The following is a 25180-nucleotide window of genomic DNA, read 5'->3' as shown; positions in this document are numbered from 1 at the left end:
TCATGAAGCATGCGTCGAAATTGGGACCGGCGCGAGAAGGCGGGTTAGCGTCCACCCCGTCCATGGGCGCCAAACGATACCTCTTCTCGTTCGGGCTGGTGGCAGCCCTGGTCTCCGCACTCATCCTGGGCTTCGTGTTGTTCTGGGTGACGGGCAAGCCGGATGACACGGCTGGGTGGGCGGTGCTGCTGCTCGGCGTGCCGTTCCTCTGGCTCATCGGCAGCTACCTGTCGTGGTTCCGCTTCGCGGCCATGCGGCGGCGCGAGCGGCGCGACCTGATGTCCCGGCTGGCGGAAGGCGACCTCACCACGCCCATCCACACCGGCTTCGAGGGCCAGGAGGACCTGCGCCGCCTCATCCTGTCCCTGCGCCGGGCCATGTCCCAGGTGCAGCGCGTGACGAGCAACCTGCACCGCACCGGCAACGGCGTGAGCGAGCAGGCCCGCATGCTGCTGGAGGCCGCGCGCCGTCAGGGCGGCGCCGTGGAGCGCACCCTCACCGCCGTGGGCGGCAACGGCACCAGCCTCCAGGTGGCCATCAAGCGCGTGCAGCACATTGAAACCTTCGCGCACGAGACGACGGGCGCCCTGCTGGAGATGACCGAGCGGCTGCACCAGGTGGTGGATGGACTGGAGACCGTCAACGACTTCAGCCAGCGCACCAGCGGCCTCACCCAGGCGATGACGGAGCGGCTGACCCACATCGCCGCGTCGGGCGACGAGCTGGGCCGCTTCGCCTCCGAGGCAGAGGACTTCGTCGCGCTGGTGGAGGGCGGCATCGACGCCGTGCGCCGCCGCGCCACGGAGACCAACAGCATGGCCATCGCCGTCACCGCCACCGCCCAGCGCGGCGAGGCGCTGGTGGGCGACAGCGTGCAGGGCATGTACCGGGTGGAGGAGACGGTGCGCAAGGCGGCCGAGCTGATGGAGATGCTCGGCACGCGGTCGCTGGAGATTGGCCGCATCGTGGACGTCATCCAGGAGATCGCCGACCAGACGAACCTCCTGGCCCTCAACGCCGCCATCATCGCCGCGCAGGCGGGCGAGCACGGCCGTCCCTTCGGCGTGGTGGCCAACGAAATCCGCAGCCTCGCCGAGCGCACCACTCGCTCCACGCGCGAGATTGGCACCATGGTCACCGGCATCCGCGACGCGGTGGAGACCGCCGTGGCGCTGGTGCAGGAGGGCCGCGAGCAGGCCACCGCGGGCGTGGCCCTGGGCGACCGCGCCTCCGAAGCCCTGAGCGAGATCCGCTCCATCACCCAGCGCACCTTCGCCGCCGTGGAGGCCACGGTGATGGAGACGCAGCGGCTGGAGGCGCAGGGCGCCACCGTCGTGGAGGCCAGCAAGCGCGTGGCCCGGCGCGTGGAGGACATCACGCGCATGGCCATTGAGCAGTCCGGCAACGCGCGGGACCTGGTGCGCCAGATTCAGGAGATGTCGCGCGTGGGCCAGAGCGCCGGCCAGAAGGCCGAGGCCCAGGCGCGCACCGGCCGCGACCTGTCCGAAGCGGTGATGCGCCTGAGCGCGGCCATCGAGGAACTGCGCGCCGCGCACCAGGTGCTCACCCGGGGTGACGCGTCCATTCGTGAAGAAGTCGCGCAGGTGCGCGAGGACGCGCGCCGGGTCATCCGCATTGGCGACGGGTTGGACCGCACGGTGGACCAGCTGGGCCACGAGACGGCGAGCCTGGAGGCGGAGGTGTTCCGCTTCCAGCTGCCCCGGGCCCGCGTGGGCGGCACGCTGAGGGTGGGCCTGCATCAGTCGGGCTCGCTGCGCGCGCGGCAGACGGTGGATCCGCTGTTCGCCGTGGAGAACCAGATGGCGGAGCTGACGGCGTGCCTCTTCTCCTGCCTGGTGCGGCTGGAGGACGGCATGCTGGTGCCCGACCTGGCCGAGCGCTGGGACGCGGATCCTTCCGCTCGCCGCTACCGCTTCTACCTGCGCCGGGGCGTCACCTTCCACGACGGCGCCCTGCTCACCGCGCAGGACGTGAAGCGCCACCTGGAGCGGCTGATGGACCCGGCGCTGCGCTCGCCAGACCGCAGCCTGCTGGAGGACGTGGAGGGCGCGCGCGAGTACGCCAGCGGAATGGCTCGCGAGGTGACGGGCATCGAGGTCCTGGACGAAGGCACGCTGGAGATTCGCCTGCGCGAGCCCAAGGCGTTCTTCCTCCAGCTCATGGCGCTGACCGCCACGGCGGTGGCGAAGCTGGACCCGACGGGGAAGCTGGTGGGCACGGGGCCGTTCCGCGTTGTCGGCATGCAGGCGGACCGGATGGTACTGGAGCGCAACGCCACCTACTGGCGCGGCGGGCTTCCGCTGCTGGACCGGTTGGAGTTCGTCCTCACGGAGACGCGTCCGCAGGCGGTGCGGCAGTTGTTGGACGGGCAGGTGGACCTCGTGTCGTTCCTGCACGTGGAGCACACGGAGGCGCATGGGCTGGACGCGCATCAGGTGGTGACCAGCACCACGCCCTCCACGGCGTTCCTGGGCCTCAACCTGAACGAGGCGCCGTACAACGACGTGCGCGTGCGGCGGGCGCTGCGCGCGGGCATGGACATCCCGAGCGTGGTGGAGCAGTTCCACCCGGGCGCGCGCGCGGCACGCACCTTCACGCCGCCGGAGCTGCTGGACGGGGCACAGGAGCTGGGGCCCACGCCGGTGCCGGACCTGACGCTGGTGGAGCGGCTCCTGCGCGAGGCGGGTGTGCGACGGTTGCAGCTCACCCTGCACCACGCGGTGGGCCGCGACACGTCCGCCGAGGACGCGGTGCTCTTCCGTCCGTTGATCCAGGCGGGGCTGCTGGAGCTGCGGCATGAGCAGATGCCGCCGGAGGAATACCTGGCTCGCCTGCGCGAGGGGAAGGTCCCGGCGTTCCGCACGTTGTGGCTGGCGGACTTCCCGGACCCCGACGCGTTCCTGCACTTCCTGCTCAACTCCAGCGCGCAGACGGTGTACCCGCTGGGCTACCGCAATCCGGAGCTGGACCGGCTCACCGCCGAGGCGCGCGTGTCCATCGACCCGGAGCTGCGCTCGCAGCTCTACAAGCGCGCGGAGATGCTGGCGCGCGAGGACTGCCCGCTCATCCCGCTGTACCACGACCGCACGCACGCGGTGGCGGTGGCGTCCGTGCAGAACCTGCGGCTGCACCAGACGCCGCCGCAGGTGCGCTACGAGGACCTCTGGGTGGACCCGGCCGCGGGCGGTTAGGGCGCGGCGCGGCGTGTGCCCGCGGGACTGGCGTTGCGCTGGGGCCAGCCTCGGGATTCGGTACGTCCACCGAGGGGATAGGACTCCAGCATCCAGATGCCGTCACGGCGCAGGGCCACGTGCAGCAGGTCTCCGGCGAACACCGCGCCTGCCACCTCCACGCGGCCTGGCAGGGAGCACTGGTTGAGCTTGTCGCCGAAGGCGATCCATTCGAGCCACGCCTGACGCTGACCGTTCGGCAGCTCCGCGTCCGCGAGCACGCCCACGGTGTTCTGCTCCAGCAGCGCGGCTTCGTGGAAGGCGCCGGGCAGCACCGGCGAGGGCAACACGTCCACCTCCGAGAGGAACTGGCCGTCGTCCGAGCTGAAGGAGCGCAGCACCGTGCGCAGCTCCGCGCCGGCGCAGGGAGTTCCGTCCGAGTGGTCGCACGCGAACGCGAACGCATGACCGGTCGCGCCTCCGGGGGACATGAGCACGGGCTCGGCCAGGGGCGACAGCGTGCGCGTGCCCGCGTCCCAATCCAGCGCGGTAAGCACACCTCCATCCGTGTCCACGAAGGCCTGCGTGCCCACGAGCAACCGGCCCGATGCGAGCGCCAGTGACAACGCTCCGCCTGGGACACCCGCATCAAGCGGTTCGATGCTCAGCGCTGCGATGCCTCCGTCCTCGAGCGCATCACCGAACGTCATGAGTGTCCCGCCGTCCGTGACCGGAGCAGCCGGTGCCTGGTCCGTGAAGGCCAGCCGTCCATCCCACGGCGTGTAGAGGTACGCGCCGCGCGCGTCGTCCACGGCGAGCCTCGCAGCTCCGCCTCCGTCCTCCTCCGGCCCCATCGCCAGCGGCACGCCAGCGTCCGCGCTCAGCAACACCAGCCGGGAGCGCAGCGGCTCCGTGCCCGCGTCGTCGCTCCACGTGACGTACGTCAGCACGTCCCCTTCCTTCGTGAGCGCCACCCTGCCCGCTCCCGTTGTGCCGGGCACGACCTCCGGTGTTCCTCCATCCAGCGCCGTATCGGCGAACGCCAGCGACGTGCGCCAGCGCAGCTCGCCCACGCCTCGCGGCGCGTATGCCTCCAGCGCTTCCGGCGCGAGCACCACCACGCCCGCGTCCGACGCCGCGAGCAGCGTCCTCGCGCCCCCGTCCTCATAGGGCGACTCGTAGCGCAGCAGTCCGCTCTCCGTGTACGCGGCGAGCCAGCAGCCTGCGTCCTCACCGCACACCGACGCGTAGACCGTCCCATCGTCCACCAGCAGCACCGGCCCGCCGTCCTCCGCGACGGGCATCCCGCCCAGCTCCGCGCTGAAGACGGACTCCAGGTCTCCCGCGTCCGGGCGCATGCACTCGCCCGCGCTGCATTTGCCTTCATCCTGGCATGGCGTGGCCGGCGCGCAGACGAAGCCGTCCGGCGGCGTCACCGACCGGCATGTGCCGCCAAGGCAGACCCGCGCCGCCTTGCAGCTCACCGCGCCGCAGGGGCTGAAGTCCGCCACGTCCACCTCCTGGCAGCCCGAGTTGCGGTCGCATACGCCCACCTTGCAGGGGTTGCTCGGCACCGGGCACGCGACGCTCGCCGTCACGCAGCCCTGCGTTGGCGAACAGCTGTCCACCGTGCACGGGTTGTCGTCATTGCACGTGCGCGGCTGCCCCACGCAGACGCCCGCCTGGCAGCGGCCGTTCTCCTGACAGCGGCTGTTGGGGATGCATGACGCTCCGTCCGCCTGCGGGGACTCGATGCACAGGCCGGAGTCCAGGTCGAAGCGCGAGTCATGGCACTCGCTCCGCGGGATGCACGCCAGCGGACGCACGCCCACGCCGGTGAGCTTCACGTTCGCCGTGGTGCGCCCCGCGGTGAGCACCAACTCCCCCTCCACCGGCGTGCTGCCCGCGGAGAACAGGATGTCCACGGTGCCCGTGCCGCTGCCCGCCACGACAATCTGGGACACGACGACGAAGAAGGGCGCGTCCGTCACCGCGTCCACCGTGACGCCCGCGCGGCCGGTGGCCACCAGCGTCAGTGAACGGCGCACCTGCGTGCCCTCCAGCACCCGGCCAAAGTCCACGACCTCGACCTGCGGCCGGAAGCTGGCGCTCGCACCGCCCACGTTGGGGTCGTCGCCACAGCGGCAGCCTCCCACCAGGACGAGCAACAGGAGCAGCCACCAGCGAGCACGGATGCGGGACATGCCCCCGACTCAACCGCGCCACCCCGGGCCCGCGCAACGTGCGCCCCACCCTGGCGGGTCGTCCCCGCACATTTTCCTGCCCGACCGGGCTCGCTACGGTTCCACGGCCGACTCACGCCGCCGCGTCAGCGCCCGCACACCAAACCCCAGCGCCGCCACCACGAGCAGCCCGATGACCGCGTACTGGTAGCGCGACACCAGCACCGTCAACCGCTCCAGGTTGCCGCCCACCGCCATGCCCAGCGCCAGGATGAGTCCGCTGTGCGCCAGCGCGGAGATGGAGCCCAGCACCAGCGCGTTGAAGCGCGGCATGCGCGCCGCTCCCGCCGCGATGAAGATGACGCCCCGGATGCCCGGCAGGAACCGGTTCACCAGCAGCAGCCACGGCCCCGCGTGCCGCATCCGCGCCTGCACCTGCTCCAGCCGCGCGTGCGTGAGCCCGAAGAAGGAGCGCCCCGGCTGCTCCTCGAAGCGCTTCGCCAGCCACTGGCCCACCGCGTAGTTGATGAACGCGCCCACCACGCTGCCCGCCGTCACCACCGCGAGCACCAGCCACCAGGGCTTCACCCCGCGCACGGCGTAGACGCCGCCCATGAGCACGATGGTGTCCCCGGGGAACGGCGGCACCACGTACTCCAGCATCGCCGCCACGCCGAGCACCAGGAACCCGAACGGCCCCAGCGCCCCAATCAGCTTGTCGACGTGCTCGATCCACATCCGTGCGGTGCCCTCCAGACCCGGAAGCCCTCCGCGCGAGACTTAAGTCGTCTCCCCTCCCGGCGGAACCCGTGTTCTCCACCAGCCGCGCGGCGGTGAACACGCGCGGGCGTGGACCTCAGGCCTGCCGGGGCGAAGCAGCAGGCGTCGGAAGCACCGTGCCGCCGTACTGGCTCGCCGCCAGCGTGCCGCACGCCGCGCCAATCTCCTTGCCGCCCGAATAGCGCCGCGCGATGGGCGCCTTCAGAATCTGCAGGTGGTCCCGGAACGCGCTCAACTCCTCCGCCGTGGGCGGCAGGTACTTGCCCGTCGGATCCGTCACGTCGATGAGGTCCACCTTGATGGGGATGCCCTCGAACGCCGCCTTCAGCGCCTCCGCGTCCTCGCGCTCCAGGTTGAAGCCCTGGATGGCCACGTAGGCAATCATCGCCCGCTCGCGCCGCGCCTCGCTGTACTCACGGATGGCCTGGATCAGCTCCGGCAGCGGGTGCGTCTTCTCGATGGGGAGCACCTTCGCGCGCTTCTCCGGGATGGCGCTCGTCACGCTGAACGCCAGGCGGAACGGGTGCCCTTCCTTCGTATAGCGGCGAATCGCGGGCACGTGCCCCGCCGTGGAGAACGTAATGGCCGTGCCGGAGATGGAGAACCCCGCCGGGTGCGACAGGATCTGCGCCGCGCGGATGGTCTCCTTGTAGTTCAGCAGCGGCTCGCCCATCCCCATGAACACCACGCCGCCCACGCGCCGGTCCGCCTCCGCGCGCACCTGCATCACCTGATCCAGGATCTCCCAGGTCTGGAGATTCCGCTGGAAGCCCAGCTTGCCCGTCATGCAGAAGTCGCACGCCAGCGCACAGCCCACCTGGCTGGACACACAGACGACGTACTTCTCCTCGAAGATGGGGATGCGCACCGCCTCGATGCGGCCGCCCAGCGGCGACTCGAAGAGGTACTTCACGAAGCCGTCTTCCGCCTGCCGCCGCTCGACAACCTTGAGGGACGGCATCTCCGCCTGGGCGCGGAGCAGGTCCGCGACCCTGCGCGGCACCTGGGGCGCCAGCGCGACGGCATCCACCGTGGGACGGGCGTGGGCGAAGACGCCCGCGAACACCTTGCGCACCGCGGTCGCGGACGGCTGGGCCGGCGCGAGCGCTGCTTCCAGCTCCGGCAGCGACAGTTGTTTCAGGTTCACGAGCAGGACTTGATCTTCGAGCGCAGGAACTCGGTCAGCTTCGCTGACACTTCCCGAGGCATCTTCAGCGCCATGGCGCGCTTGCACAGGCCGGGAGTCGCCCGATAGGTGCTGAGGAATTCCTCGCAGGGCTTACAGCCCGACAGGTGCTCCTGCAGGTGCCGCGCCTCCTCCTCGGGCATTTCGCCCTCAAGGAACTCAAGCAGGAGGTTGATGGAATCTTTGCAGGTATACATCCGAACCTCGGCTGGCTGCGGCTCCCCTCGTTCCTGTTCGAAGATGCCGAGGCGCCCTGGGGGTTTCACACCCCGCGATTGTCCCGGTTGTAGAACAGGTCGATGGCTTCTCGCAGCGCGAGCCGTGCCCGGTGCAGGCGGCTCTTGATGGCGGGGATGGAATCCCCCGTCACCTCTGCGATCTGTTCGTAGCTGAGGCCATCCACGTCTTTCAAGAGGAAGACTTCCCGGTAGCCCTCCGGCAACCGGTCGGCCGCCTGCTGGATGGCCTGCCCCAGCTCCGCGTCCAGCGCCTTCTCCTCGGCGTCCCGGCTCCAGTCCGAGACGGGGTAGTCCGCCAGGGTGCCCCGCTCCGTGAACTCAGGGGTCTGGAGCTCGGACTCGGCCGCCTGGGCCACCCGCCGGTGACGCAGGCGCATGAGGGCGTGGTTGGCCGCGATGCGGTGCACCCAGGACCCGAAGGCCGCCTCGCCCCGGAAGTCCTTCAGGTGTTGGTAGGCGGACAGGAAGGTGTCCTGGGTGATTTCCGCCGCGTCCGCTTCCGAGCGCGTCATCCGCAGCGCCAGGCCGTACACCCGGTCCTGGTGCAGGCCCACCAGGGCCTCGAAGGCGGACACGTCACCGTCCTGGGCCCGCATCAGGAGCCGCCGGTCTTCTTCCTGCCGGTCTTCTTCCTGGGGAGCCTCGTGGGACATGACGTTTCCCACCCAACCAGTCGAAAGGTTCCGCGTCAAGGCCGACGGCGAGGCCGCCGGGAGACGAAGCGGCTGACGTGTCCACTGTCCCGGTCCCACAGCCGGAAGGGTTCAGCGGCCCACGCCCCGGCGTACTCCACGCCAATACGAGGCCCCCGCTCCACCCGCACGTCCGGCACCGGCGTCCCCAGCGACAGGTACAGCCCCTCCGAGTCCAGCGTGAGGCCGTTGTGGTTCAAGTTCAGCCCCATCACCCGGCACAGCTTTCCCGGCCCGTCCGTCCGCTCGCCGGGCGGGATGCCCTCCACCGGCTCCACGCCCCGCACGAGCACCGCCGCGGCCACCCCGGGCGCGTCCGTCACCACGTTGAAGCAGTGGTGCATTCCATAGATGAGGTAGACGTACGAGCGCCCCGCCGGCCCGAACATCACCTCCGTGCGCGGCGTGCGGCCCTTGGACGAATGACACGCCAGGTCGTGCTCGCCCAGGTAGGCCTCCACCTCCACGATGCGGCCCACGCGCCGGCCCCGGACGCCGTCCACCACCAGCAGGGTGCCCAGCAGGTCGCGCGCTACTTCCAGGGTGGGCCGCGCGTAGAAGGACAGAGGAAGGGGGCTCATGGGCGAGGGGCTTGTCCGGGCGCGGAGGATGATGGCGGAAGGCCTCATGCACAACCCTCCGAAGGGGCTGGTTTCCTTCCGCCGGCCCTGTGCGGATCCAGGCCCGACTGTTGCGTTTCAAACCATCCCTGAAGTACGAATCCACCGACACGCTCAGCGAACCGGGGAGCCATCCCCCTCGCGGGCATCGGGCCTTGGAGAGGGGCGAGCCAGTCCTGGAAGCGCGCCAAGCCACCCGACCCATCGGGCGTCCCCGGCCGCTTCCTGCTCCCTGGGGATACCGCCCCCCCACCGCAAAGGACTCCCCGCAACCATGAAACAGGCGAACCTCCTCCTCGCGACCCTCCTCTCGCTAGGCTTCGGCGACGCGCTCGCGGCGACGCCGGCCCCCAAGGTCGAACCCGCCGCTCCAGCGGAGGCCGTGCCCTCCGGCGCGCCGACCTGGTGCGACGGCGTGACGGAGAAGCTCTCCTCCACGCCCGACTCCCTCGAGCTGGCGTCGGGGTACTTCAACGGGATGACGCTGGGGGAGATGCGCGACCTGGTGCTCTACAGCTGCGAGAGCCCTGGCGACGAAGGGCGCCGCGCGTGGGTCCAGGCGGTGCGGCAGAGCCTGAGCAACCAGCATGGCCTCACGCTCGCCGACAACGAGCGGCTGATGAAGCTGGCCGCGAAGACGTATGGACAGGGCGGGCGCTACCAGGCGCCCAGCATGAATGACAACCCCGTCTGCCAGAAGCTGGCCCCCATCACGACCGGCCCCGAGAACCTGCGCCTGATTCGCTCGCTCGAGCGCATCGGCGTGGGCTGCGGCGACTGGAACACGCAGGAGAATCGCTCGGTGCTCGGCTCGCAGCATCGCCGCGAGGAGCCCGCGGTCTGGGTGGTTGACTACGAGGGTGGCTTCGACAGCGAGCTCGCGAAGGCCGTCTTCGTGAAGTCCCAGATGACCAACTTCCGCGCCCTGGGCGAGTCCACGCGAAAGGACCTGCGCTACTACCGCAACTGGGTCAACGCGTCCGGCGTCACCCTGGATGACGCGGCGTTCCGGCGGCAGCTCGCGGCCATGGACCTGCCCGAGGAGGCGGAGATGCGGGCGGTGCTGACCTTCCGCGGCGCCATGGCGGAGTTCGCGGAGCGCCAGCGCTTCATCGAGGACGCCGCGAAGAAGGACAAGGCGGTGGCCGCCATGTTCTTCAAGGGCCCCGAGGCCGCCCGCGCGCAGTGGGCCAGGGAGGCCGCCGCGAACAAGGCCGTCTTCGAGTCGGTGCTGGCCCTGGAGGCGAAGCGGACGGACACGCCCGGAGGGATGACCGGCTGCGCCAGTCAATTGTTCCCGGCCTTCCAGGGCTGGGCGCGAGACCACGCCAAGGCGAACCCCTCCACCTCCGTGCAGGAGATGACGATGGGGGGCTATCTCGGCTCCTCGCTCGCGTACGGCCTCACCCTGTGTGGCCTCAACGACAAGGAGGCGCCCGTGATGGAGCGGGTCTTCGAGTACTACCTGAGTCGGACCCTGGTGCAGCGCGGTCCCATCTCCGCCTCGGTCCAGGGCATGGTCAATGGCGCCAACGAGAGCCGCGGCACGAGCGGCCTCACGGACCTGGCGAGCCCCGCCGTGCAGCTCCCGAGCCTGGGGATGAGCGTGCACACCGAGGACTCGCCGATGGACCCGACCCGGCTGCCCAGCGGCGTCGTGGCGAAGGTGACGCCCAAGGGAAACCAGGTGCTCATCACGTTCAAGAAGGAGACGCGCAAGGAGCCGGTGTACGAGTGCTTCGACACGAAGGAGATCTGGTACGTCACGCCCGGAGGCAACGTGCGGTACCGGAGGGCCTGCAAGAAGGTGAGTGATCAGACGGTGACCGGGGCTCCCGCGCCGCTCACCGTGCCGCGCTTCGCTGCCGGGGGCATCAAGCCGGGCAACCTGATGCGGTTCTGGAAGTACACCAACGGCGAGAGCGCAGGCAGCGGCTGGCCGGTGGAGGTGTTCGCCGACGGCAGCCGCAAGCGCCGGGTGAACCTGCTCGGCGCACAGCTCTGAGGCGTTCGCGCCACCCCGTCCTGAGTCCCTGGCGGGGTGGTGCTTCGAGCAGTACCGCGAGGTGGACAGAGCCCCCCAGGAGACGAGCAGAGAAGCCCCCTCCATGACCGAAGAGACCGACTCCACGCCCAACGGTGTCCCTCCCGCCTGCACGCCGAAGGAGGCGCCGCTGTTCGTTGGCCCGGAGGGTGTGTTCGGGCTCTTCGCCGGGTACTTCCCGTTCCTGTACGGCCTCGTCCCCCTCATCGGCCTGCTCGAAGGGAACGTGAGCGCCGGGGAGCTCGCCCTGGGCTGCGTCGCGCTCGGGGTCGGCGGGTACGGCATCGTCTGGGATCGCAAACGGGTCCGTCGTTCGAAGCGATTGCGCGCCGCCATCGACGCCGCCATCCCGGACGAAGACCGCATCGCGGAGGACCAGGTTCTGCCCACGCTCGCCCGCGCCTTCTCGGGGGCTGTCGTGCCAGCGACGCCGCAAGGCCTGATGGACTCGCTCCGAAATCCGGAACAGGGGCGCGCGCCCGAGCGCCACGAGCGAGTGTGCGTCACCAGGGATGGCGTCGAGCTCACCATCTACTTCAAGAGCTTCCAGGCCTCATCCGGCGAGTTCGATGACCGGGGGCCTGGGATGATTCATCTCCTGGCCTACTGGCGGGTCCAGGCCCGGGTCGCGACGGAAGTGGAGTTCCGCCTGTCGCCGCGCGAGATGGCGGAACCGTTCTCCTTTCGCTGGGACCCGGTCTGGGAGCCCGGCCCGCGAACGTTCGAGGCGCTCTTCCAAGTCGAGGACCCCTCGGGATGGGTGCGGACGCAGCTCCCCGCGGAGGTCCGCGCGCTGCTGCTCCAACGAACGGCGTTCGTCGTGCGGTGCACCCACGGCCGCGTGGAGTGCATGTGGCCCCAGACCGTCGTCGGCGTGACGCGCTCCCGCTTCGAGGACGCCGCGCGCATCGTCTCCATGATTGCGCGCCAGTTGGGGGCCGACACGGCCAGCCAGCGCGACGTGGGGACATGACACACCCGGTCACGCCCCAGCGAGTCCGGGGCGGGGCTCACGGCAGGGGGACGCCGCCGAGGTCGGCCTGGACTTCGCCCCCCTTCCGAAAGGCGCCGCGCCCCGTCCAACTTTCACCAGACAACCTCCGCGAGCCAGACAAGCAGGCACGGGTGAACACCCGGGCGACGGCAGTTCACACCGGCCCGGGGCTGGGGCAGATTGTGCCGCACCATGTCCACTCCTGGCCGGCTCTCCGGTCTCCTGCTGCCCCTCTTCTCCCTGCGTTCGCGAACGGACTTCGGCATCGGTGACTTCGGTGCCATGGACGGCCTCTTCTCCTGGATGAAGGCCGCGCGTCAGCGCATGCTGATGGTGCTGCCGCTGCTCCCCACCGCGCCCGGCGACCCCAGCCCGTACGCCACGCGGTCCGCGTTCGGTCTCAACCCGCTGTTCATCGACCTGGACCAGGTGCCGGAGTTCCAGGCCACCGGCGGCGAGGGCTCGCTCAGCGACGCGCAGAAGCAGCAGCTGGCGGAGGCCCGCGCCGCGGCGCGCGTGCGCTACGACCTGGTGTTCCCGCTGAAGGACGCCGCGTTCGCGCGCGCCTTCGACCACTTCGAGAAGCACGAGTGGGCCCCGCGCACGCCGCGCGCCCAGGAGTTCCAGAAGTGGCGCGAGGCGCAGGGCGAGTGGCTGGAGAGCTACGCCCTCTTCACCGCCATCAGCGAGAAGGAAGACCGCCGTCCCTGGTGGCAGTGGCCCGAAGGGCTGCGCACGCGCCAGCCGGACGCGCTGCTCGCCATCCAGAAGGAAGGCATGGAGCGCCGCGTGCGCTACCACGCCTGGCTCCAGTGGCTGGCCGAAGCGCAGTGGAACCAGGTCCGCGCGCAGGCCAAGGCGAAGGACGTGCTGCTGTGCGGGGATGAGCCCTTCATCATCGGCCAGGACAGCTCCGACTGCTGGGCCCACCCGGACATCCTGCGCCGCGACGCGCGCCTGGGCGTGCCTCCGGACGACTTCTCCGCCACGGGCCAGGACTGGGGCCTGCCCTACTTCGACTTCGCCGCGATGGAGAAGGACGACTACGCGTGGCTGAAGAAGCGCGCGGCCAAGGCGGCCAGCTACTACGACCTGCGCCGCGTGGACCACGCGGTGGGCTACTTCCGCCAGTGGATCCGCGACGAGAAGAACCCCACCGGCTACTTCGTCCCCGGGGACGAGCCCACCTGGCGCCGCCAGGGTGAGAAGCACTTCCGGCTGCTGTCGGAGGGCGCGGGCATCGTCGCCGAGGACCTGGGCGTGATTCCCCCGTTCGTGCGTCAAATCCTCGCGGACCTGAAGCTGCCCGGCTACCGGGTGCTGCGCTGGGAGCGCGACGACAACACCTACCGCGACCCGCACCAGTTCCCCGTCGTGTCGCTGGTCACCACCGGCACGCACGACACGGAGCCGCAGGCGGAGTGGTGGGAGCAGGCGCGCGACGACGAGCGCCAGAACGCCGCGCGCGCGTGGCCTGAGTTCCAGGGCGTGGCGGTGACGCGCGAGTTCACCCCGGACATCCACCGCGCCACGCTGGCCGCCGCGCTCAACGCGGGCTCGGACCTGTGCGTGCTGCCGTGGCAGGACGTGCTGGGCACCCGCGACCGCATCAACCTGCCCGGCACCATGGGCGACGCCAACTGGGCCTACCGCATCGCGCAGGACACGGACGCGCTGCTCACGGAGCCGCAGACGAAGGACGCCGCGGAGCGCCTGGCGTGGCTCACCGCCTCGTCGCGCCGGTAGCCTGAAGCATCCGCCCCCGGGGACCGCTGCCCCGGGGTTCGAGGACGACGGCCGCCTACTGCTGGCCGTTGTCCTCGATGCACTTCACCTGGCCGGGGAAGCCGTCGAACACGGCGCAGCGGCGGCCCGCCTTCGCGCACTCCAACCGGTCGCAGATGTTGTCCACGACGCACAGGGGCGGCGAGCGGCCGAACTCCAGGAACAGCTCCGCGCAGAAGCGGAGCGGATCCGCGCATCCGACCGAGCCACAGTAGGGCGTGTCGGCGAGGTTCTCTCCCTCCTTGAGTTGGACCACTTCGTCTTCGCTCACGCCGCAGCCGGTGACCAGCACCAGCGTGGCCGACAGCAAGAGTGCGATTCGCCGGACCATAGGGACCCGAATCTGACGCACCCCGGGCCCGGTTGCACGCGCCACGGCGGGGCGCGGGGGCTGGCGGACACTGACCCCGTCCCCGAGGTCGCGGAATGCGACATTCGCCGCACAAAGAAACATTGCGAAACGCGTCAGGGGCTGGCCTTCCAGTAAGAAACGTGACGTGGCCGACGTCCGACTCCTCCGATTCCGCTCCGCCGTGCCCCTCGCGCTGACCGTGCTGCTGACGGCGTGCGCCACCACCTCCAATCAGCCCACCGGCCCGAAGGTGAAGTCCCTGGACATCGAGGGGACGAAGAAGGTGGACGACGGGGACATCAAGGACCGCATCCTCACGTCCTCCACGCCCTGGTACGCGTTCTGGCCCTTCGGCAAGGTGCACTACTTCGACACCAACGCGTGGCAGGCGGACCTGCGCCGCATCGAGCGCTTCTACCAGGCGGAGGGCTTCTACCAGGCGCAGGTGGAGTCCAACGAGGTCATCCCGGACGGCGACAAGGCCGTGCGCCTCAAGGTGGTGGTCAACGAGGGCGCGCCCACCCTCATCGACCGCATCGAAACGCACGGCCTGGAGCCCCTGCTCCAGGGGAAGGACCAGCCCTCGCTGCGCGAGCGGGAGCGCATCCTGGAGGAGCTGCCGGTGAAGACCGGCGACGTGTTCCGCGAGGAGACGTGGGCGGCCACCAAGGACCTGGTGCTGCAGCGGCTCAAGAACCTGGGGTACGCGGAGGCCGAGGTGGGCGGCGAGGTGCGCGTGGACGTGGCCACGCAGAAGGCCGTGGTGGACCTGCAGATCGCCCCGGGCCTGCGCTACCGCTTCGGCAACATCTTCATCGCCACGGACGCGAACCCGCAGGTACCGCCCCGCCGCATCATCGAGCAGGCGCAGGGCGCGGTCATCAAGGGCGCCTACTTCAGTGAAGCGGCGCTGGCGGAGGCGCAGGCTCGCGTCTTCCGCATGGGCGTCTTCGGCGCGGTGAAGGTGAACCGGGGCGCGCCGGACCGGCAGAACGCCACGGTGCCGGTGGTGGTGGACGTGCGCGAGTCGCCCTTCCACTCGCTGCGGCTGGGCGGCGGTATCGGCGTGGATGCCGCGCGGCAGGAAGGCCGCGTCCTGGGCGAGTGGACCAACCGCAACTTCCGCGGCGGCCTGCGAAGGCTCACCCTGCGCGGACGCCTGGGCTACGCGTTCATCCCCAACGTGCTGGCGAGCCTGCGCAACGACGAAGGCTCCGCTGAGGCCCCCATCTTCAGCTTCACCACGGAGTTCGAGCAGCCGCGCTTCCTCTTCCGCGACGTGGCCCTGCAGGCCTCCGTCACCGCGGAGAAGGGCCTCCAGCAGGCCTATTCGTTCTACGGCGGCTACCTCAAGACGGGCGTCATCTGGACGCCCCACCCGTCCTTCTCCGTCTTCCCCTCATACAACCTGCAGCTCTACCGGCTGACGGGGCAGGTGAGCCTGGACGAGAGCGTCCCGCCCATCATCCTGGGCTGCCCGAACACGGCGGGGCGGTGCGACCAGGCGCTGAGCTTCCTGGAGGTAGCGTTCGCCTGGGACCGGCGCGACGACCGCACCGAGCCGCGCGACGGCTACTACCTGGGCTTCTCCATCCAGAAGGGCGGCGGCCCCTTCTTCGGGCAGTACGACTACGTCCGGCTGTTGCCGGACCTGCGCTACTACCACTCCCTTGGAGACAAGAAGGACCTGACGCTCGCGGTGAAGCTGCGCGCGGGCACGCTGGACCCGGCGGGCGGCGGCCAGAGCTCCATCGTCACCCGCTTCTTCTCCGGCGGCGCCACCGCGATGCGCGGCTTCAACGGCCAGCGGCTGTCCCCCATGACGCCGCTGGCGCCCACCTACAAGAAGGACGACGACGGCAACGTCCTGTTGGACGCGAACGGCAACCCCATCCTGGATTCCTGGGACACGGTGCCCGTGGGCGGCAACAGCCTCTTCGAGAGCGCCGTGGAGCTGCGCTACATGCTCACGGACAGCCTGATGCTCGCCATCTTCTATGACTCCGGCCTCGTGGGCACGGAGGCGCTGTTCGGCAAGAACGCCCCCAAGCTGTTCGGTCCCGAGCACTACCACGCGCTGGGCGCCGGCCTGCGCTACCTGACAGTGGTGGGCCCCATCCGACTGGACATCGCCAGGCGCTTGAACATCGGGCGGGGATTGCCCGTCAGCGATCCCGGATACATCTATCCGTCCTCTGGTGGATGCCTGGGCTTCGGACGCAAGTTCGACAAGACCTCGACGTCCGCCGAGGCAGCGTACGCGGGTGCCCCGGAAGGGCTCTGCGCGGTCCATATCTCCATCGGAGAGGCGTTTTGAGCGAACCCACGACCCCCGCCTCCACCGCCCCGCCCCACCGGCGCAAGCGCTGGGGACGGCGGCTCCTGTGGGGCCTGCTCGGCTTCCTGGGACTCATCGTCCTGCTGGTGGCGGGCGTGCTCGTGTACGCCACCAGTCCCGGGGGTTCCGCCCGCATCGCCCGCTTTGGCGTGGACCTGGCGAACAAGCAGTTCGCCGGCCGGCTGGAGCTGGGCGGGTTCGACCTGGACCTCAACGGCGCGGTCCTCACCGGCATCAAGCTCTACACACCGGAAGGCGACCTGGCGGCGGAGATCGCCCGCGTGGAGGCGCGGCTGAACCTGTCTCCATTGCTGGGCCAGCACGTGGACCTGACGAAGGTCCGCATCAAGACGCCCCGCCTGTACCTGGTGCAGGACGAGCGCGGCCTCAACCTGATGCGCGCGCTGGAGCCCCGGGAGCCCAAGCCCGAGGAGCCGCCCACTGAGAGCAAGAGCGCCCTGCGCATCCACCTCAAGGACTTCGAGCTGAGCCACGGCTACGTGGACTTCCGGCAGGAGCTGCCCGACGGCGGCGAGCGACAGGTTCGCCTGGAGGAGCTCGGCGCGAAGGGTGAAGGCCACTACGCGCTGGCGGACATGGACTTCGCGGCGGACCTGCAGGCCACGGGCGGCCTCACGCGTCCGCTCACCGGTCCGGTGCGACTGGTGCTCAAGGGCCAGGGCAAGGACGTGGTGCGCCAGGTGGACGCGCAGCTGGGGCTCGCGGGCATCGAGGCGGACCTGGGCGCGAAGCAGACCGGTGAGACGGCCGCGGCCGTGGAGCTGCGCCGGCTGGCGGTGCCTCCCGAGCCGGTGAAGGCCTTCGTGCCCGCGTATCCGCTGGTGGTGCCCATTGAAGCGAAGGGCACCGCGTCCATGGACGGCGACCTCGCGAAGGCCCAGCTGGGCGCGTCCGCGGGCAAGGCCACGCTGGACCTCACGGGCGACGTGAACCTCAAGACGTTCCGCACCTCGGAGACCACCGTGAAGGCGCGCGGGGTCAACCTGGCGGAGCTGATGGAGAACGGCATCCCCACCAACATCGCCGCGGACCTCATCGCGCACGGCGGTGGCGACAGCGTGGAGACGCTGGACGGCGACGTGGCCCTCACGGTGACCCCGTCCGAGTTCCGGGGGCAGTCGGTGGGCCCCATCGAGATGAAGGCCAGCGCCAAGGACGGCCGCTACAACGTGGCCAACCTGCGCGTGATGATGCCGGGCGCGGCGTTCGTCGCGTCTGGCGAAGGCACCTCGAAGGCGCTGGAGGCTCGCGGCAGCCTGTCCGCGGGCAACCTGAAGCTCCTGTCTCAGGCGCTCGACAAGCTGCTGCCCGGCGGCACCGTTCCGCCCATGTCCGGCAGCGGTTCGCTGGAGCTCCAGGTGAAGGGGCCGCCGCGCTCGCCGGGGGTGAAGGCGGACGGCAACTTCGTGGCGCTGAACTACGGCGACATCGCCATCCAGGACCTGTCGCTGAAGGCGAGCGTGCCGGACGTCACCCGTCCGCTCACCACCGACGCCACCGTCCTGGTGAGCGAGCTGAAGACCGGGGGCAAGACGTTCCGCGACCTGTCGCTGGCGCTCACCACCGGCGAGAACCGCGAGCTGAAGGCCAGCGTGCGCGTGGACGGCGACGCGAAGCTCGCGCTGGGCGTGGAGGGCACGGTGGACGAGGACAACGAGGGGCTGGCCATGCGCGCCTTCTCGCTGTCCTGGCCGGAGGCCACCTGGACGCTCCAGCAGCCCACGCACCTGGCCTTCGGTGGCGGGCGCATCGCGCTGGCTCCGCCGCTGGCGCTCGCGTCGGGGCCGCAGACCTTGAAGATCGCCGCGGTGAAGGACGGCGAGCGCGTGGACGCGCGCATCGACCTGGGCGCCTTCGACTTGTCGAAGCTGCCGCGCATCGCGGTGCCGGAGGACCTGGGCCTGGGCGGCACGCTGTCCGGCCATGTCGCGGCGAAGGGCCGGATGGCGCGGCCGGACGCGGACGTGGACCTCACGCTGACGGACGGCAAGGCGCGCGGCTACGAGGGCCTGGGGCTCCAGGTGAAGGCGCGATACGTGAAGGACCGCGCCACCGGCACGCTGGGCGCGGAGCTGAACGCGGCGCGCGTGTCCTCGAAGTTCGACGTGCCCGTGCAGGGTGTGCTGCGCCGGCGCAACGAGCCGCTGTCCCTGACGGTGAACCTGGAGAAGCTGGACGTCGCGGAGGTGCTGAAGCTGGCGAACCAGCCACCCGGCCCTTCCGGTCAGGTCACCGGCACGCTGGTGGTGGACGGCTCCGCGAAGGACCCTCGCCTGGACCTGAAGGTGGTGGGCGCGGACCTGCGCTACCCCGGCCGGCCGGAGGCCCTCTTCGCGAAGGCGCTGGGCTTCGAACTGCACGCGAACTCCGACGCGAACGACGCCACGCTGAGCGCGCGGATGGACGTGAAGGGCGTGGCGCCGCGGGCCTACGTCCTGGTGAAGACGCCCTTCACGCTGGGCGGCGTCATCGCGAACCCGCCCACGCCCGCGCAGGCGCTGGAGGCGCCGCTGCACCTGGAGGCGCTGGTGGCGGAGCTGCCCTTGACGCTGCTCCAAGGCGCGGAGGGCGTGGACAAGCCGGGCGGCACGGTGACGCTGAAGGCGGACGTGAGTGGCTCCGCGCTCGCGCCGCAGGGCCGCGTGGAGATGCAGGCCAAGGGCGTCACCGCCAACGGCCTGCCGCCCCTCAACGGCACCGCGCTGGCGCTGGCGGGCACCGAAGACGTGAAGCTGACGCTGGACGTGCAGCGCCCCAATGGGCCGCTGGCCACGCTGGAGGCGCGCGTGATGGCGCCGCTGGCCGCGCTCCAGGACCGCGAGGTGGTCAGCCGCGTGCCCTTCCGCATGAAGGGGCGCGTGGGGCCCGTGCCCCTGAATGAGATTCCCGGCATGGCGGTGGAGCCAGCGCAGGGCAACCGCGGGCCGCAGGGCGTGCTGTCCATGGAGCTGGTGGCGCGTGGCACGCCGGAGGCCCCGGAGCTGGAGCTGAACGCGGGCATGCAGGGTCTGGGCGTCGCGCAGACGGCGCTGGGCCAGGCTCGGCTGCACTACTCCTACTCCCAGGCGAAGTCCCTCTTCGACGCGATGCTCACCGCGCCCGGCGGCGGGTCGCTGCTGCTGGGCGGCACCATGGACCTGGACCTGTCCCTGCCCGCGTTCCAGTCCGCGCAGGGGCCGGCGAAGAAGGCGGAGCGGGCGCCGGTGGAGGTGTCGCTGCGCGCGCGCCGCTTCGACCCGACGTTCCTCTCCGGCATCTCCCCGTATGTGCGCTCGCTGGGCGGCATCATGCAGGCGGACGCGAACCTGGGCGGCACCGTGGGCGCGCCGACCTTCAAGGGCGACCTGCAGTGGAAGGACGGCCGGCTGGGGCTGCAGGGCTTCGGCGAGTACCACGACATCCAGCTCGCGCTGAACGCGTCGCAGGAGCGCATCGACCTCAAGAAGCTCACCGCGAAGTCCGGCAACGGCACGCTGGAGCTGACGGCCACCGCGAACCGCCAGGGCAAGAGCGGCGAGTTCGTGCTGGAGGGCAAGGGCCACACCAAGAACCTGCCCATCGTGGTGGAGGACCAGCTCATGGCCCTCCTGACGCTGAACCTGTCCATGAAGGGCAGCCTCACCGAGCGGCTGGTGAACATCAGCGACCTGTCCATCCCGGAGGCGCACGTCGAACTGCCGGAGGCCAAGCGCAAGGACCTGCAACCCCTGGAGCGCCCCGTGGACGTGGTGATGGTCCGCAACGGCGTGCCGGTGGACAAGCGCAAGAAGAAGGAGAAGGCGCCCACGCAGGTGGCCACGTCGCCGAAGGCGGAGAACCCGCGCAACGCGCCGGACTCGCCCGGCATGCCCGGCAACCCGGAGTCGACGCTGGGCAGCGGCGGCGCGGGCGGCCCCACGTCGCAGGCGGAAGCGGAGGCCCTGGCGGAGGATGGCGAGGACGAGGGACCCCCACAGCGTCAGTTCTGGGTGAACATCAACGCGCCCCGCAACCTGTGGGTGCGCGGCACGGACCTCAACGTCCAGCTGGGCCTGTCCGAGGGCTTCCGCGTCGAGTACGCCAACGAGGCGCGCATGTTCGGCGAGGTGATGGTGCTGCTGGGCCGCGTGGACGTGCTGGGCCGCCGCTTCGACGTGCAGCGCGACAGCCAGGTGCGCTTCACCGGCCCCGTGATGATGCCGTACATCAACGTCACCGCCGAGCACCGCAACGACAACGCGAACGTCACCGTCTTCGTCACCGTGCGCGGCCAGGGCAAGGAAGTGACGCTGAAGACGACGAGCGACCCGGCCCTGCCGGAGTCTGAAATCTACACGCTGCTCGCCACCGGCCGGCGCACGCTGGAGCGCGGCTCCGGCGCGTCCATGAACGCGAGCGCGCAGGCCGCGTCGGTGGTGGGTTCGTTCGTCGCCAACGAGGCGCGCAAGGCCATCGCCGCGAAGCTGCCCCTGGACGTGCTCTCCATCGAAGCGGGTGACAGCGGCATCGCCGGCACCAAGCTGGAGGTGGGCACGTACGTGACGGACAAAATCTACGTGGGCTACACCGGCCGCGTGGGCGCCAACCTCCAGAAGGGCGAGAACGCCAACGCCGTGCGCTTCCAGTACCTCTTCAGCCCGCGCTGGAGCCTGGAAGGCATGTACGGCGACGCGCGCTCCGGCGGCCTGGACCTCATCTGGACCAAGGAATACTGACCGCCCGGACGTAGCGCGTCCGGGCGGCGGTGGACTGCCCTACAGCGAATACGCCGCGTAGCACGTGCCCATGGGCCCCACGCCCGTGGAGCCCGCGCCCGGCGCGTCCCGCCACGTCCCTTCCGCTCCGCACTGCTGCCAGAGGGTGCTGCTCACCTGCACGCAGGTGCGCAGGGGCACGCTCCTGCCCAGGCGCGTGGAGGCGCAGAACGGGAAGGACACGTTGCAGTTGGACGGCTTCGCGGTGGTGCCTCCAATGAAGACGCCCTGCGAGCACTGGCGCCACAGCGCGTCCGACGAGCTCTGCACGCATGAGCCTTCCGGCACCGTGGCGTCCACCGTGCCGGAGAAGCAGCCCTCCGTGGAGTTGAGCGTCCACGCGTACGCCGTCTTGTAGCGGTTGTAGATGGACGCCATCAGCGACGAGCCGCCCACCGTGGTGCGGCCGCACTGGATGGCGTACGCGCCCACCCAGGGCGTGTACGTGTAGAGCGCCGCGGTGGCGTGGTTCACCGGCTTCACCGAGCACGGGTCCGACGTGGACTTCGTCACGCCCGTCTTCCAGCCGGAGATGGTGGCCCGGCCCGCCTCCAGGTCGGTGAGGTAGCCGCGCATCTTCTTCGCACCGCACTCCACCTGCTTGCCGAAGCCCACGTATTGCGCGTCACAGCCGCTGCCGTCCGGACAGCCACAGCCCGTGGCCTTGCTCAGGTTGGTGGACGTGCCGCTCTGGATGAGGCTGGACTCGCCCTGAATGCGCGCCAGCATGTAGAGCGGGCTGATGTTGCTCGCGCGTGAGCGCTCCACGATGAGCGTCGCCGCCGTCTTGCCGTAGGCCGGGTCCGTGTAGCCCGCCAGGTACGAGCCCTGCTGCTGGAGGAACGCCTGCACCTGCGCCGGCGTGATGCCCGCCCCACCCGTGACGTCCGAGTCCTCCAACAGGCGGTGCATGTCGTACTTCGTCGTCGCCTCCTGGAGCACCTGCCCGGTCAGCTCGTCGATGACCGGCTCGGGGGTTTCTTCCAGGGGACCGCAGCCGGCCGCCAGCAGCGCGGGTACCAGCAACACGCACAAACGGAGCTTCATCACGCACACCTCGGGGGGAAGGCCGGCCGTGGGCCGGTGGGGCGAGCGTGACTCAAGACTTTCCGGCAAGGCTAGGAAAAGCTCCCAGCGGCGAGGGGCATGGGAGGACGGGGGCGGAGTAGAGTTCTGGACATCATGCGGACCCCTGCCCTGTTTCGTCGGAAGTGTTGGCCGTTCCTCGCCGCGGGCCTGCTGGCCGTGGCGGGCTGTTCGGATTCGAGTGAGCCGGGGGGTGAGCCCGGACCGGGCACGGATGGGCCCGGGGTGACGCCGGGCGAAGGCTCGGACTGCCTGGGCGCGAAGTTCCTCACCACGCTGGGCAAGAGCACGGTGCTGGTGGGCGCGCAGATGGAGGACGACACCGCGAAGGCCGCGCCCTTCGACGTGCGCTACCTCTACATCGCGGCGGGCCTGTTCGATTCGAAGGACGCGTGCAACTCGTGCGCGTCCGGGTGCACGTCCGACGGCGCGTCATGCTCCAACAGCGGTGGCGGCTGCGGGTGGTGGGGCTGCTGGCAGTACGACCAGGAGCCGCCCGGTGCCTACGTGCGCGACTTCATCAAGGCCGCGCAGACGAACGGGCAGATTCCCTTCATCACCTACTACGAGGCCTTCCAGGCCAGCGGCTACACGGAGGGCGAGCAGCAGCTGAAGGCGCTCAACGACTCGGCGTTCCTGGGGCGCTACCTCGCGGACTGGCGCTTCCTGCTGAAGCAGGTGGGCCAGGAGAAGGCGCTGCTGCAAATCGAGCCGGACATGTGGGCCTATCTCCAGTTCTTCCCCAAGGACGGCAAGGCGCAGTCCACGCCGGTCGCGGTGAAGGCGGCGAACCCCACGGACTGCGGCAGCCAGGAGAACAACGGGGCGGGCCTGGGCAAGTGCATGATCGCCATGGTGCGCAAGTACGCGCCCAACGCGAAGGTGGGCCTGCACGCGAGCGCGTGGGCGACGAAGACGGACGTGTCCCAGAACACGGATGCGTCGTTCGACGTGGCAGGCGAGGCGAACAAGGTCGCGGACTTCCTCCTGTCCGTGGGCGCGGGCGACACGGACTTCGTCACGGTGGAGGCGTCCGACCGCGACGCGGGCTGGTACGAGAAGACGACGGGCAGCGCGGCCTGGTGGGATCCGGAGAACCGCAAGCTGCCGCACTTCCACCAGGCCTTCACCTGGGCGAAGGCCGTCTCCACGCGGCTGGGCAAGCCGCACATCTGGTGGCAGCTGCCGGTGGGCAACATGTCCCTGCCCAACAGCAACCAGAAGTGGCGCGACAACCGCGTGGACTACTTCCTCACGCACCCGGGCGAAGTGGCCGCGGCGGGCGGCGTGGGCATGCTCTTCGGCGCGGGCAACTACGAGCAGACCACGCCGGAGTCGGACGGCGGCAACCTGGTGAAGCGCGTGAAGGCGTACAAGGACGCGGGTGGCCAGGCCGCGTGCGTGAAGAACTGAGCCGGTGAGTGGTGCCGTGCGCCCGGCCTCCATGCCGGGCGCACGCGCCAGGTCAGGCCCGGGCCCGCGTGCGCCTGGAGGCCGGGGCCTTCTTGGAGGCCGGGGCCTTCTTGGCCGGAGCCTTCTTGGCCGGAGCCTTCTTGGCAGCGGGCTTCTTGGCCGGGGCCTTGGCCTTCGCGTCCTTCCGGGCCTGCATCTTCAGGATGTACTCGGTGGCATCCGGCGTCTCGCAGGCCGTGTCGCCCTGATCCACCTCCACCTTGCCCAGCCGCTTCGCCGTCGCGAGCGCCGCGGCCTGGACCGCGCCTCCGGAGGAGCCGCCCACCGCGATGAGCGCGCCGTTCATCGCCTCGCGGACGCGGTTCTTCGCGCCCGGCAGCTCCTGTTCAATCCGCTTCAGCCAAGGCAGCAGGTCCTCCCCGGCGAGCAGCGCGGTCTTCGTGAGCAGCGCGGACAGGCTCTGCCACCCTGCCTGCCCCACCCATTCGGACTTCGACTGTGTCCACGTCAGCGCCTTCACCGCATGCGGTGAACGCAGCACCACGTTCGCCACGAAGACGGGCGTGAGCCCGTACCAGTCCAGCCCCTTCGCCCAGGCGTCCAGTTCCTTCCAGGGCATCTCGGGCGCGTCCACCACCATCGTCGCCAGGAACCGCGCCTCCGTGTGGCCGGACGCCCAGAGCGCCCGGGCGAGTACTCCGTCCGTGCCGATGCGCTTCTTCAACACCCCCAACGGACCGAAGTTCACACCGGACACAGGCTCTGGAGCTCCGTGCCGCAGGTAGGTCTTCCGCGTCTGCGCCGTGCCCAGCCGCTCCAGCTCCCGCATCGTCTCTTCGAAGGTCATGTCGCGCGGGATTCTGCCAGCACTAGCTCAAACGAGTGACTGTCACTCTCCGTGGCCCTTCTCCAACTTGCGGCCCGTGAAGGGTGGAGGTCTCACCTGCGAGGGGGAAGCGATGACCAGCGCTGAGTACATGTCCGATGTGGAGTCCCTCGACGCCATGGACGCCTGGGAGGGCCCGGATGCCCTCCAGGAGTTGGAGGACCTGGCGGACGAGTTCAGCGACCTGGAGGGCTTCGAGGCGGAGGGCTTCGAGACGGACCCCTTCGAGCCCTCGGGCTTCGAGCCGTCGGGCTTCGAGGATGACGGCTTCGAGGAGCTGTTCGCCGCGGCCGAAGCGGAGGACGCCTTCCTGGAGGAGGACGGCTTCGACGGGTTCGAGGCGAGCCCGGCCAGCGGTCTGTTCATGCCGGCCACCAGCAACCGCCTCGTGTCGGGCGCCGCCGCGGTGACGCTCGCGCGGACGCTCAACCCCTTCGTGCTGGAGTCCATGGACGCGGATGACGCCGAGGCCTTCCTCGGCCGCATCACCCGGCGCATCCGCAGCGCCGCGCGCGGCATCGCCCGGGGAGTGCGACGGGCGGGCCAGCTGGGGGCCGCGGCGCTGCGCCGCGCGGGTCCGCTGCTCGCCCGCGCGCTGCCGGTGGTCCAGCGCGTGGCGGGGCTCGCGGGGCCGTGG

Annotated in this window: 16 protein-coding genes and 1 pseudogene; 8 read left to right on the top strand and 9 right to left on the bottom strand. The window is 70.3% G+C overall.

Going from position 1 to position 25180, the window contains the following annotated elements; genetic code table 11:
• Positions 1 to 62: 62 nt before the first annotated feature.
• The gene (locus tag D7Y15_RS12010) at positions 63 to 3212 is read left to right on the top strand and encodes an ABC transporter substrate-binding protein (protein WP_121752637.1); all 3150 of its coding nucleotides are present in this window, start codon (positions 63 to 65) and stop codon (positions 3210 to 3212) included.
• On the opposite strand, the gene D7Y15_RS12005 is transcribed toward D7Y15_RS12010, so the two are convergent.
• The 6 genes from D7Y15_RS12005 to D7Y15_RS11980 form a co-directional block, all read right to left on the bottom strand.
• A complete protein-coding gene (locus D7Y15_RS12005) occupies positions 3209 to 5395 on the bottom strand; it encodes a hypothetical protein (protein ID WP_121752636.1) in 2187 nt (728 codons plus the stop codon). The two genes, D7Y15_RS12010 and D7Y15_RS12005, sit on opposite strands and share 4 nt — an antisense overlap.
• Positions 5396 to 5488: 93 nt before the next feature.
• Complete coding sequence (locus D7Y15_RS12000) at positions 5489 to 6112, bottom strand: DedA family protein (RefSeq protein ID WP_120593628.1); 624 nt, start codon at positions 6110 to 6112, stop codon at positions 5489 to 5491.
• Between the two features lie 118 nt (positions 6113 to 6230).
• On the bottom strand, positions 6231 to 7301 hold the full coding sequence (locus D7Y15_RS11995; RefSeq protein WP_120575308.1) for a radical SAM protein: 1071 nt from the start codon (positions 7299 to 7301) through the stop codon (positions 6231 to 6233).
• Positions 7298 to 7537 (bottom strand): anti-sigma factor, encoded by a 240-nt coding sequence (locus tag D7Y15_RS11990; RefSeq protein WP_014399836.1) that lies wholly within the window; start codon positions 7535 to 7537, stop codon positions 7298 to 7300. The genes D7Y15_RS11995 and D7Y15_RS11990 overlap by 4 nt, the downstream gene beginning before the upstream one ends.
• 65 nt (positions 7538 to 7602) lie before the next feature.
• A complete protein-coding gene (locus D7Y15_RS11985) occupies positions 7603 to 8232 on the bottom strand; it encodes an RNA polymerase sigma factor (RefSeq protein WP_120575309.1) in 630 nt (209 codons plus the stop codon).
• A gap of 35 nt (positions 8233 to 8267) precedes the next feature.
• Positions 8268 to 8852 (bottom strand): DNA-3-methyladenine glycosylase, encoded by a 585-nt coding sequence (locus tag D7Y15_RS11980; RefSeq protein ID WP_121752652.1) that lies wholly within the window; start codon positions 8850 to 8852, stop codon positions 8268 to 8270.
• A 313-nt stretch (positions 8853 to 9165) separates the two neighbouring features.
• Here D7Y15_RS11980 and D7Y15_RS11975 point away from each other — a divergent pair, with 313 nt between their 5' ends.
• The 3 genes from D7Y15_RS11975 (at position 9166) to D7Y15_RS11965 (ending at position 13675) form a co-directional block, all read left to right on the top strand.
• Positions 9166 to 10896, top strand: coding sequence for a hypothetical protein (locus D7Y15_RS11975; protein WP_121752635.1), 1731 nt, complete (start codon positions 9166 to 9168; stop codon positions 10894 to 10896).
• Between the two features lie 103 nt (positions 10897 to 10999).
• A complete protein-coding gene (locus tag D7Y15_RS11970) occupies positions 11000 to 11908 on the top strand; it encodes a hypothetical protein (protein ID WP_120575311.1) in 909 nt (302 codons plus the stop codon).
• 213 nt (positions 11909 to 12121) lie between these two features.
• On the top strand, positions 12122 to 13675 hold the full coding sequence (locus D7Y15_RS11965; RefSeq protein ID WP_121752634.1) for a 4-alpha-glucanotransferase: 1554 nt from the start codon (positions 12122 to 12124) through the stop codon (positions 13673 to 13675).
• Positions 13676 to 13730: 55 nt separating this feature from the next.
• On the opposite strand, the gene D7Y15_RS11960 is transcribed toward D7Y15_RS11965, so the two are convergent.
• The gene (locus D7Y15_RS11960; protein ID WP_120575313.1) at positions 13731 to 14045 is read right to left on the bottom strand and encodes a hypothetical protein; all 315 of its coding nucleotides are present in this window, start codon (positions 14043 to 14045) and stop codon (positions 13731 to 13733) included.
• A 166-nt stretch (positions 14046 to 14211) separates the two neighbouring features.
• Here D7Y15_RS11960 and D7Y15_RS11955 point away from each other — a divergent pair, with 166 nt between their 5' ends.
• A complete protein-coding gene (locus tag D7Y15_RS11955) occupies positions 14212 to 16383 on the top strand; it encodes an outer membrane protein assembly factor (protein ID WP_233596717.1) in 2172 nt (723 codons plus the stop codon).
• Positions 16380 to 21119, top strand: a complete 4740-nt coding sequence (locus D7Y15_RS11950; RefSeq protein WP_121752633.1) for a translocation/assembly module TamB — start codon at positions 16380 to 16382, stop codon at positions 21117 to 21119. The genes D7Y15_RS11955 and D7Y15_RS11950 overlap by 4 nt, the downstream gene beginning before the upstream one ends.
• A 39-nt stretch (positions 21120 to 21158) precedes the next feature.
• Here D7Y15_RS11950 and D7Y15_RS11945 read toward each other — a convergent pair whose 3' ends face one another.
• Entirely contained in the window at positions 21159 to 22205 is a 1047-nt protein-coding gene (locus tag D7Y15_RS11945; protein WP_121752632.1) for a hypothetical protein, read from the bottom strand.
• A gap of 135 nt (positions 22206 to 22340) precedes the next feature.
• Between D7Y15_RS11945 and D7Y15_RS11940 the strand changes: the two genes are divergently transcribed.
• Positions 22341 to 23657, top strand: a complete 1317-nt coding sequence (locus tag D7Y15_RS11940) for a hypothetical protein (RefSeq protein ID WP_233604906.1) — start codon at positions 22341 to 22343, stop codon at positions 23655 to 23657.
• Between the two features lie 52 nt (positions 23658 to 23709).
• Here D7Y15_RS11940 and D7Y15_RS11935 read toward each other — a convergent pair whose 3' ends face one another.
• Entirely contained in the window at positions 23710 to 24504 is a 795-nt protein-coding gene (locus D7Y15_RS11935) for a DNA alkylation repair protein (protein ID WP_121752630.1), read from the bottom strand.
• 112 nt (positions 24505 to 24616) lie between these two features.
• Between D7Y15_RS11935 and D7Y15_RS11930 the strand changes: the two are divergent.
• Positions 24617 to 25180, top strand: a pseudogene (locus D7Y15_RS11930) (hypothetical protein); the annotation flags it as partial.

The organism is Corallococcus sp. AB030 (assembly GCF_003668965.1).
Lineage (GTDB): Bacteria > Myxococcota > Myxococcia > Myxococcales > Myxococcaceae > Corallococcus > Corallococcus exiguus.
The sequence above is the reverse complement of the archived record's forward strand: the minus strand, read 5'-3'. Positions and strand labels throughout refer to the sequence as shown.

What these genes read in the sequence shown, in the direction of transcription:
- D7Y15_RS12000 (WP_120593628.1), bottom strand. Translation starts at nt 6,112, where the DNA reads ATGTGGATCGAGCACGTCGACAAGCTGATTGGGGCGCTGGGGCCGTTC.
- D7Y15_RS12005 (WP_121752636.1), bottom strand. Translation starts at nt 5,395, where the DNA reads ATGTCCCGCATCCGTGCTCGCTGGTGGCTGCTCCTGTTGCTCGTCCTG.
- D7Y15_RS11990 (WP_014399836.1), bottom strand. Translation starts at nt 7,537, where the DNA reads ATGTATACCTGCAAAGATTCCATCAACCTCCTGCTTGAGTTCCTTGAG.
- D7Y15_RS11940 (WP_233604906.1), top strand. Translation starts at nt 22,341, where the DNA reads ATGCGGACCCCTGCCCTGTTTCGTCGGAAGTGTTGGCCGTTCCTCGCC.
- D7Y15_RS11975 (WP_121752635.1), top strand. Translation starts at nt 9,166, where the DNA reads ATGAAACAGGCGAACCTCCTCCTCGCGACCCTCCTCTCGCTAGGCTTC.
- D7Y15_RS11960 (WP_120575313.1), bottom strand. Translation starts at nt 14,045, where the DNA reads ATGGTCCGGCGAATCGCACTCTTGCTGTCGGCCACGCTGGTGCTGGTC.
- D7Y15_RS12010 (WP_121752637.1), top strand. Translation starts at nt 63, where the DNA reads ATGGGCGCCAAACGATACCTCTTCTCGTTCGGGCTGGTGGCAGCCCTG.
- D7Y15_RS11980 (WP_121752652.1), bottom strand. Translation starts at nt 8,852, where the DNA reads ATGAGCCCCCTTCCTCTGTCCTTCTACGCGCGGCCCACCCTGGAAGTA.
- D7Y15_RS11970 (WP_120575311.1), top strand. Translation starts at nt 11,000, where the DNA reads ATGACCGAAGAGACCGACTCCACGCCCAACGGTGTCCCTCCCGCCTGC.
- D7Y15_RS11965 (WP_121752634.1), top strand. Translation starts at nt 12,122, where the DNA reads ATGTCCACTCCTGGCCGGCTCTCCGGTCTCCTGCTGCCCCTCTTCTCC.
- D7Y15_RS11935 (WP_121752630.1), bottom strand. Translation starts at nt 24,504, where the DNA reads ATGACCTTCGAAGAGACGATGCGGGAGCTGGAGCGGCTGGGCACGGCG.
- D7Y15_RS11945 (WP_121752632.1), bottom strand. Translation starts at nt 22,205, where the DNA reads ATGAAGCTCCGTTTGTGCGTGTTGCTGGTACCCGCGCTGCTGGCGGCC.
- D7Y15_RS11985 (WP_120575309.1), bottom strand. Translation starts at nt 8,232, where the DNA reads ATGTCCCACGAGGCTCCCCAGGAAGAAGACCGGCAGGAAGAAGACCGG.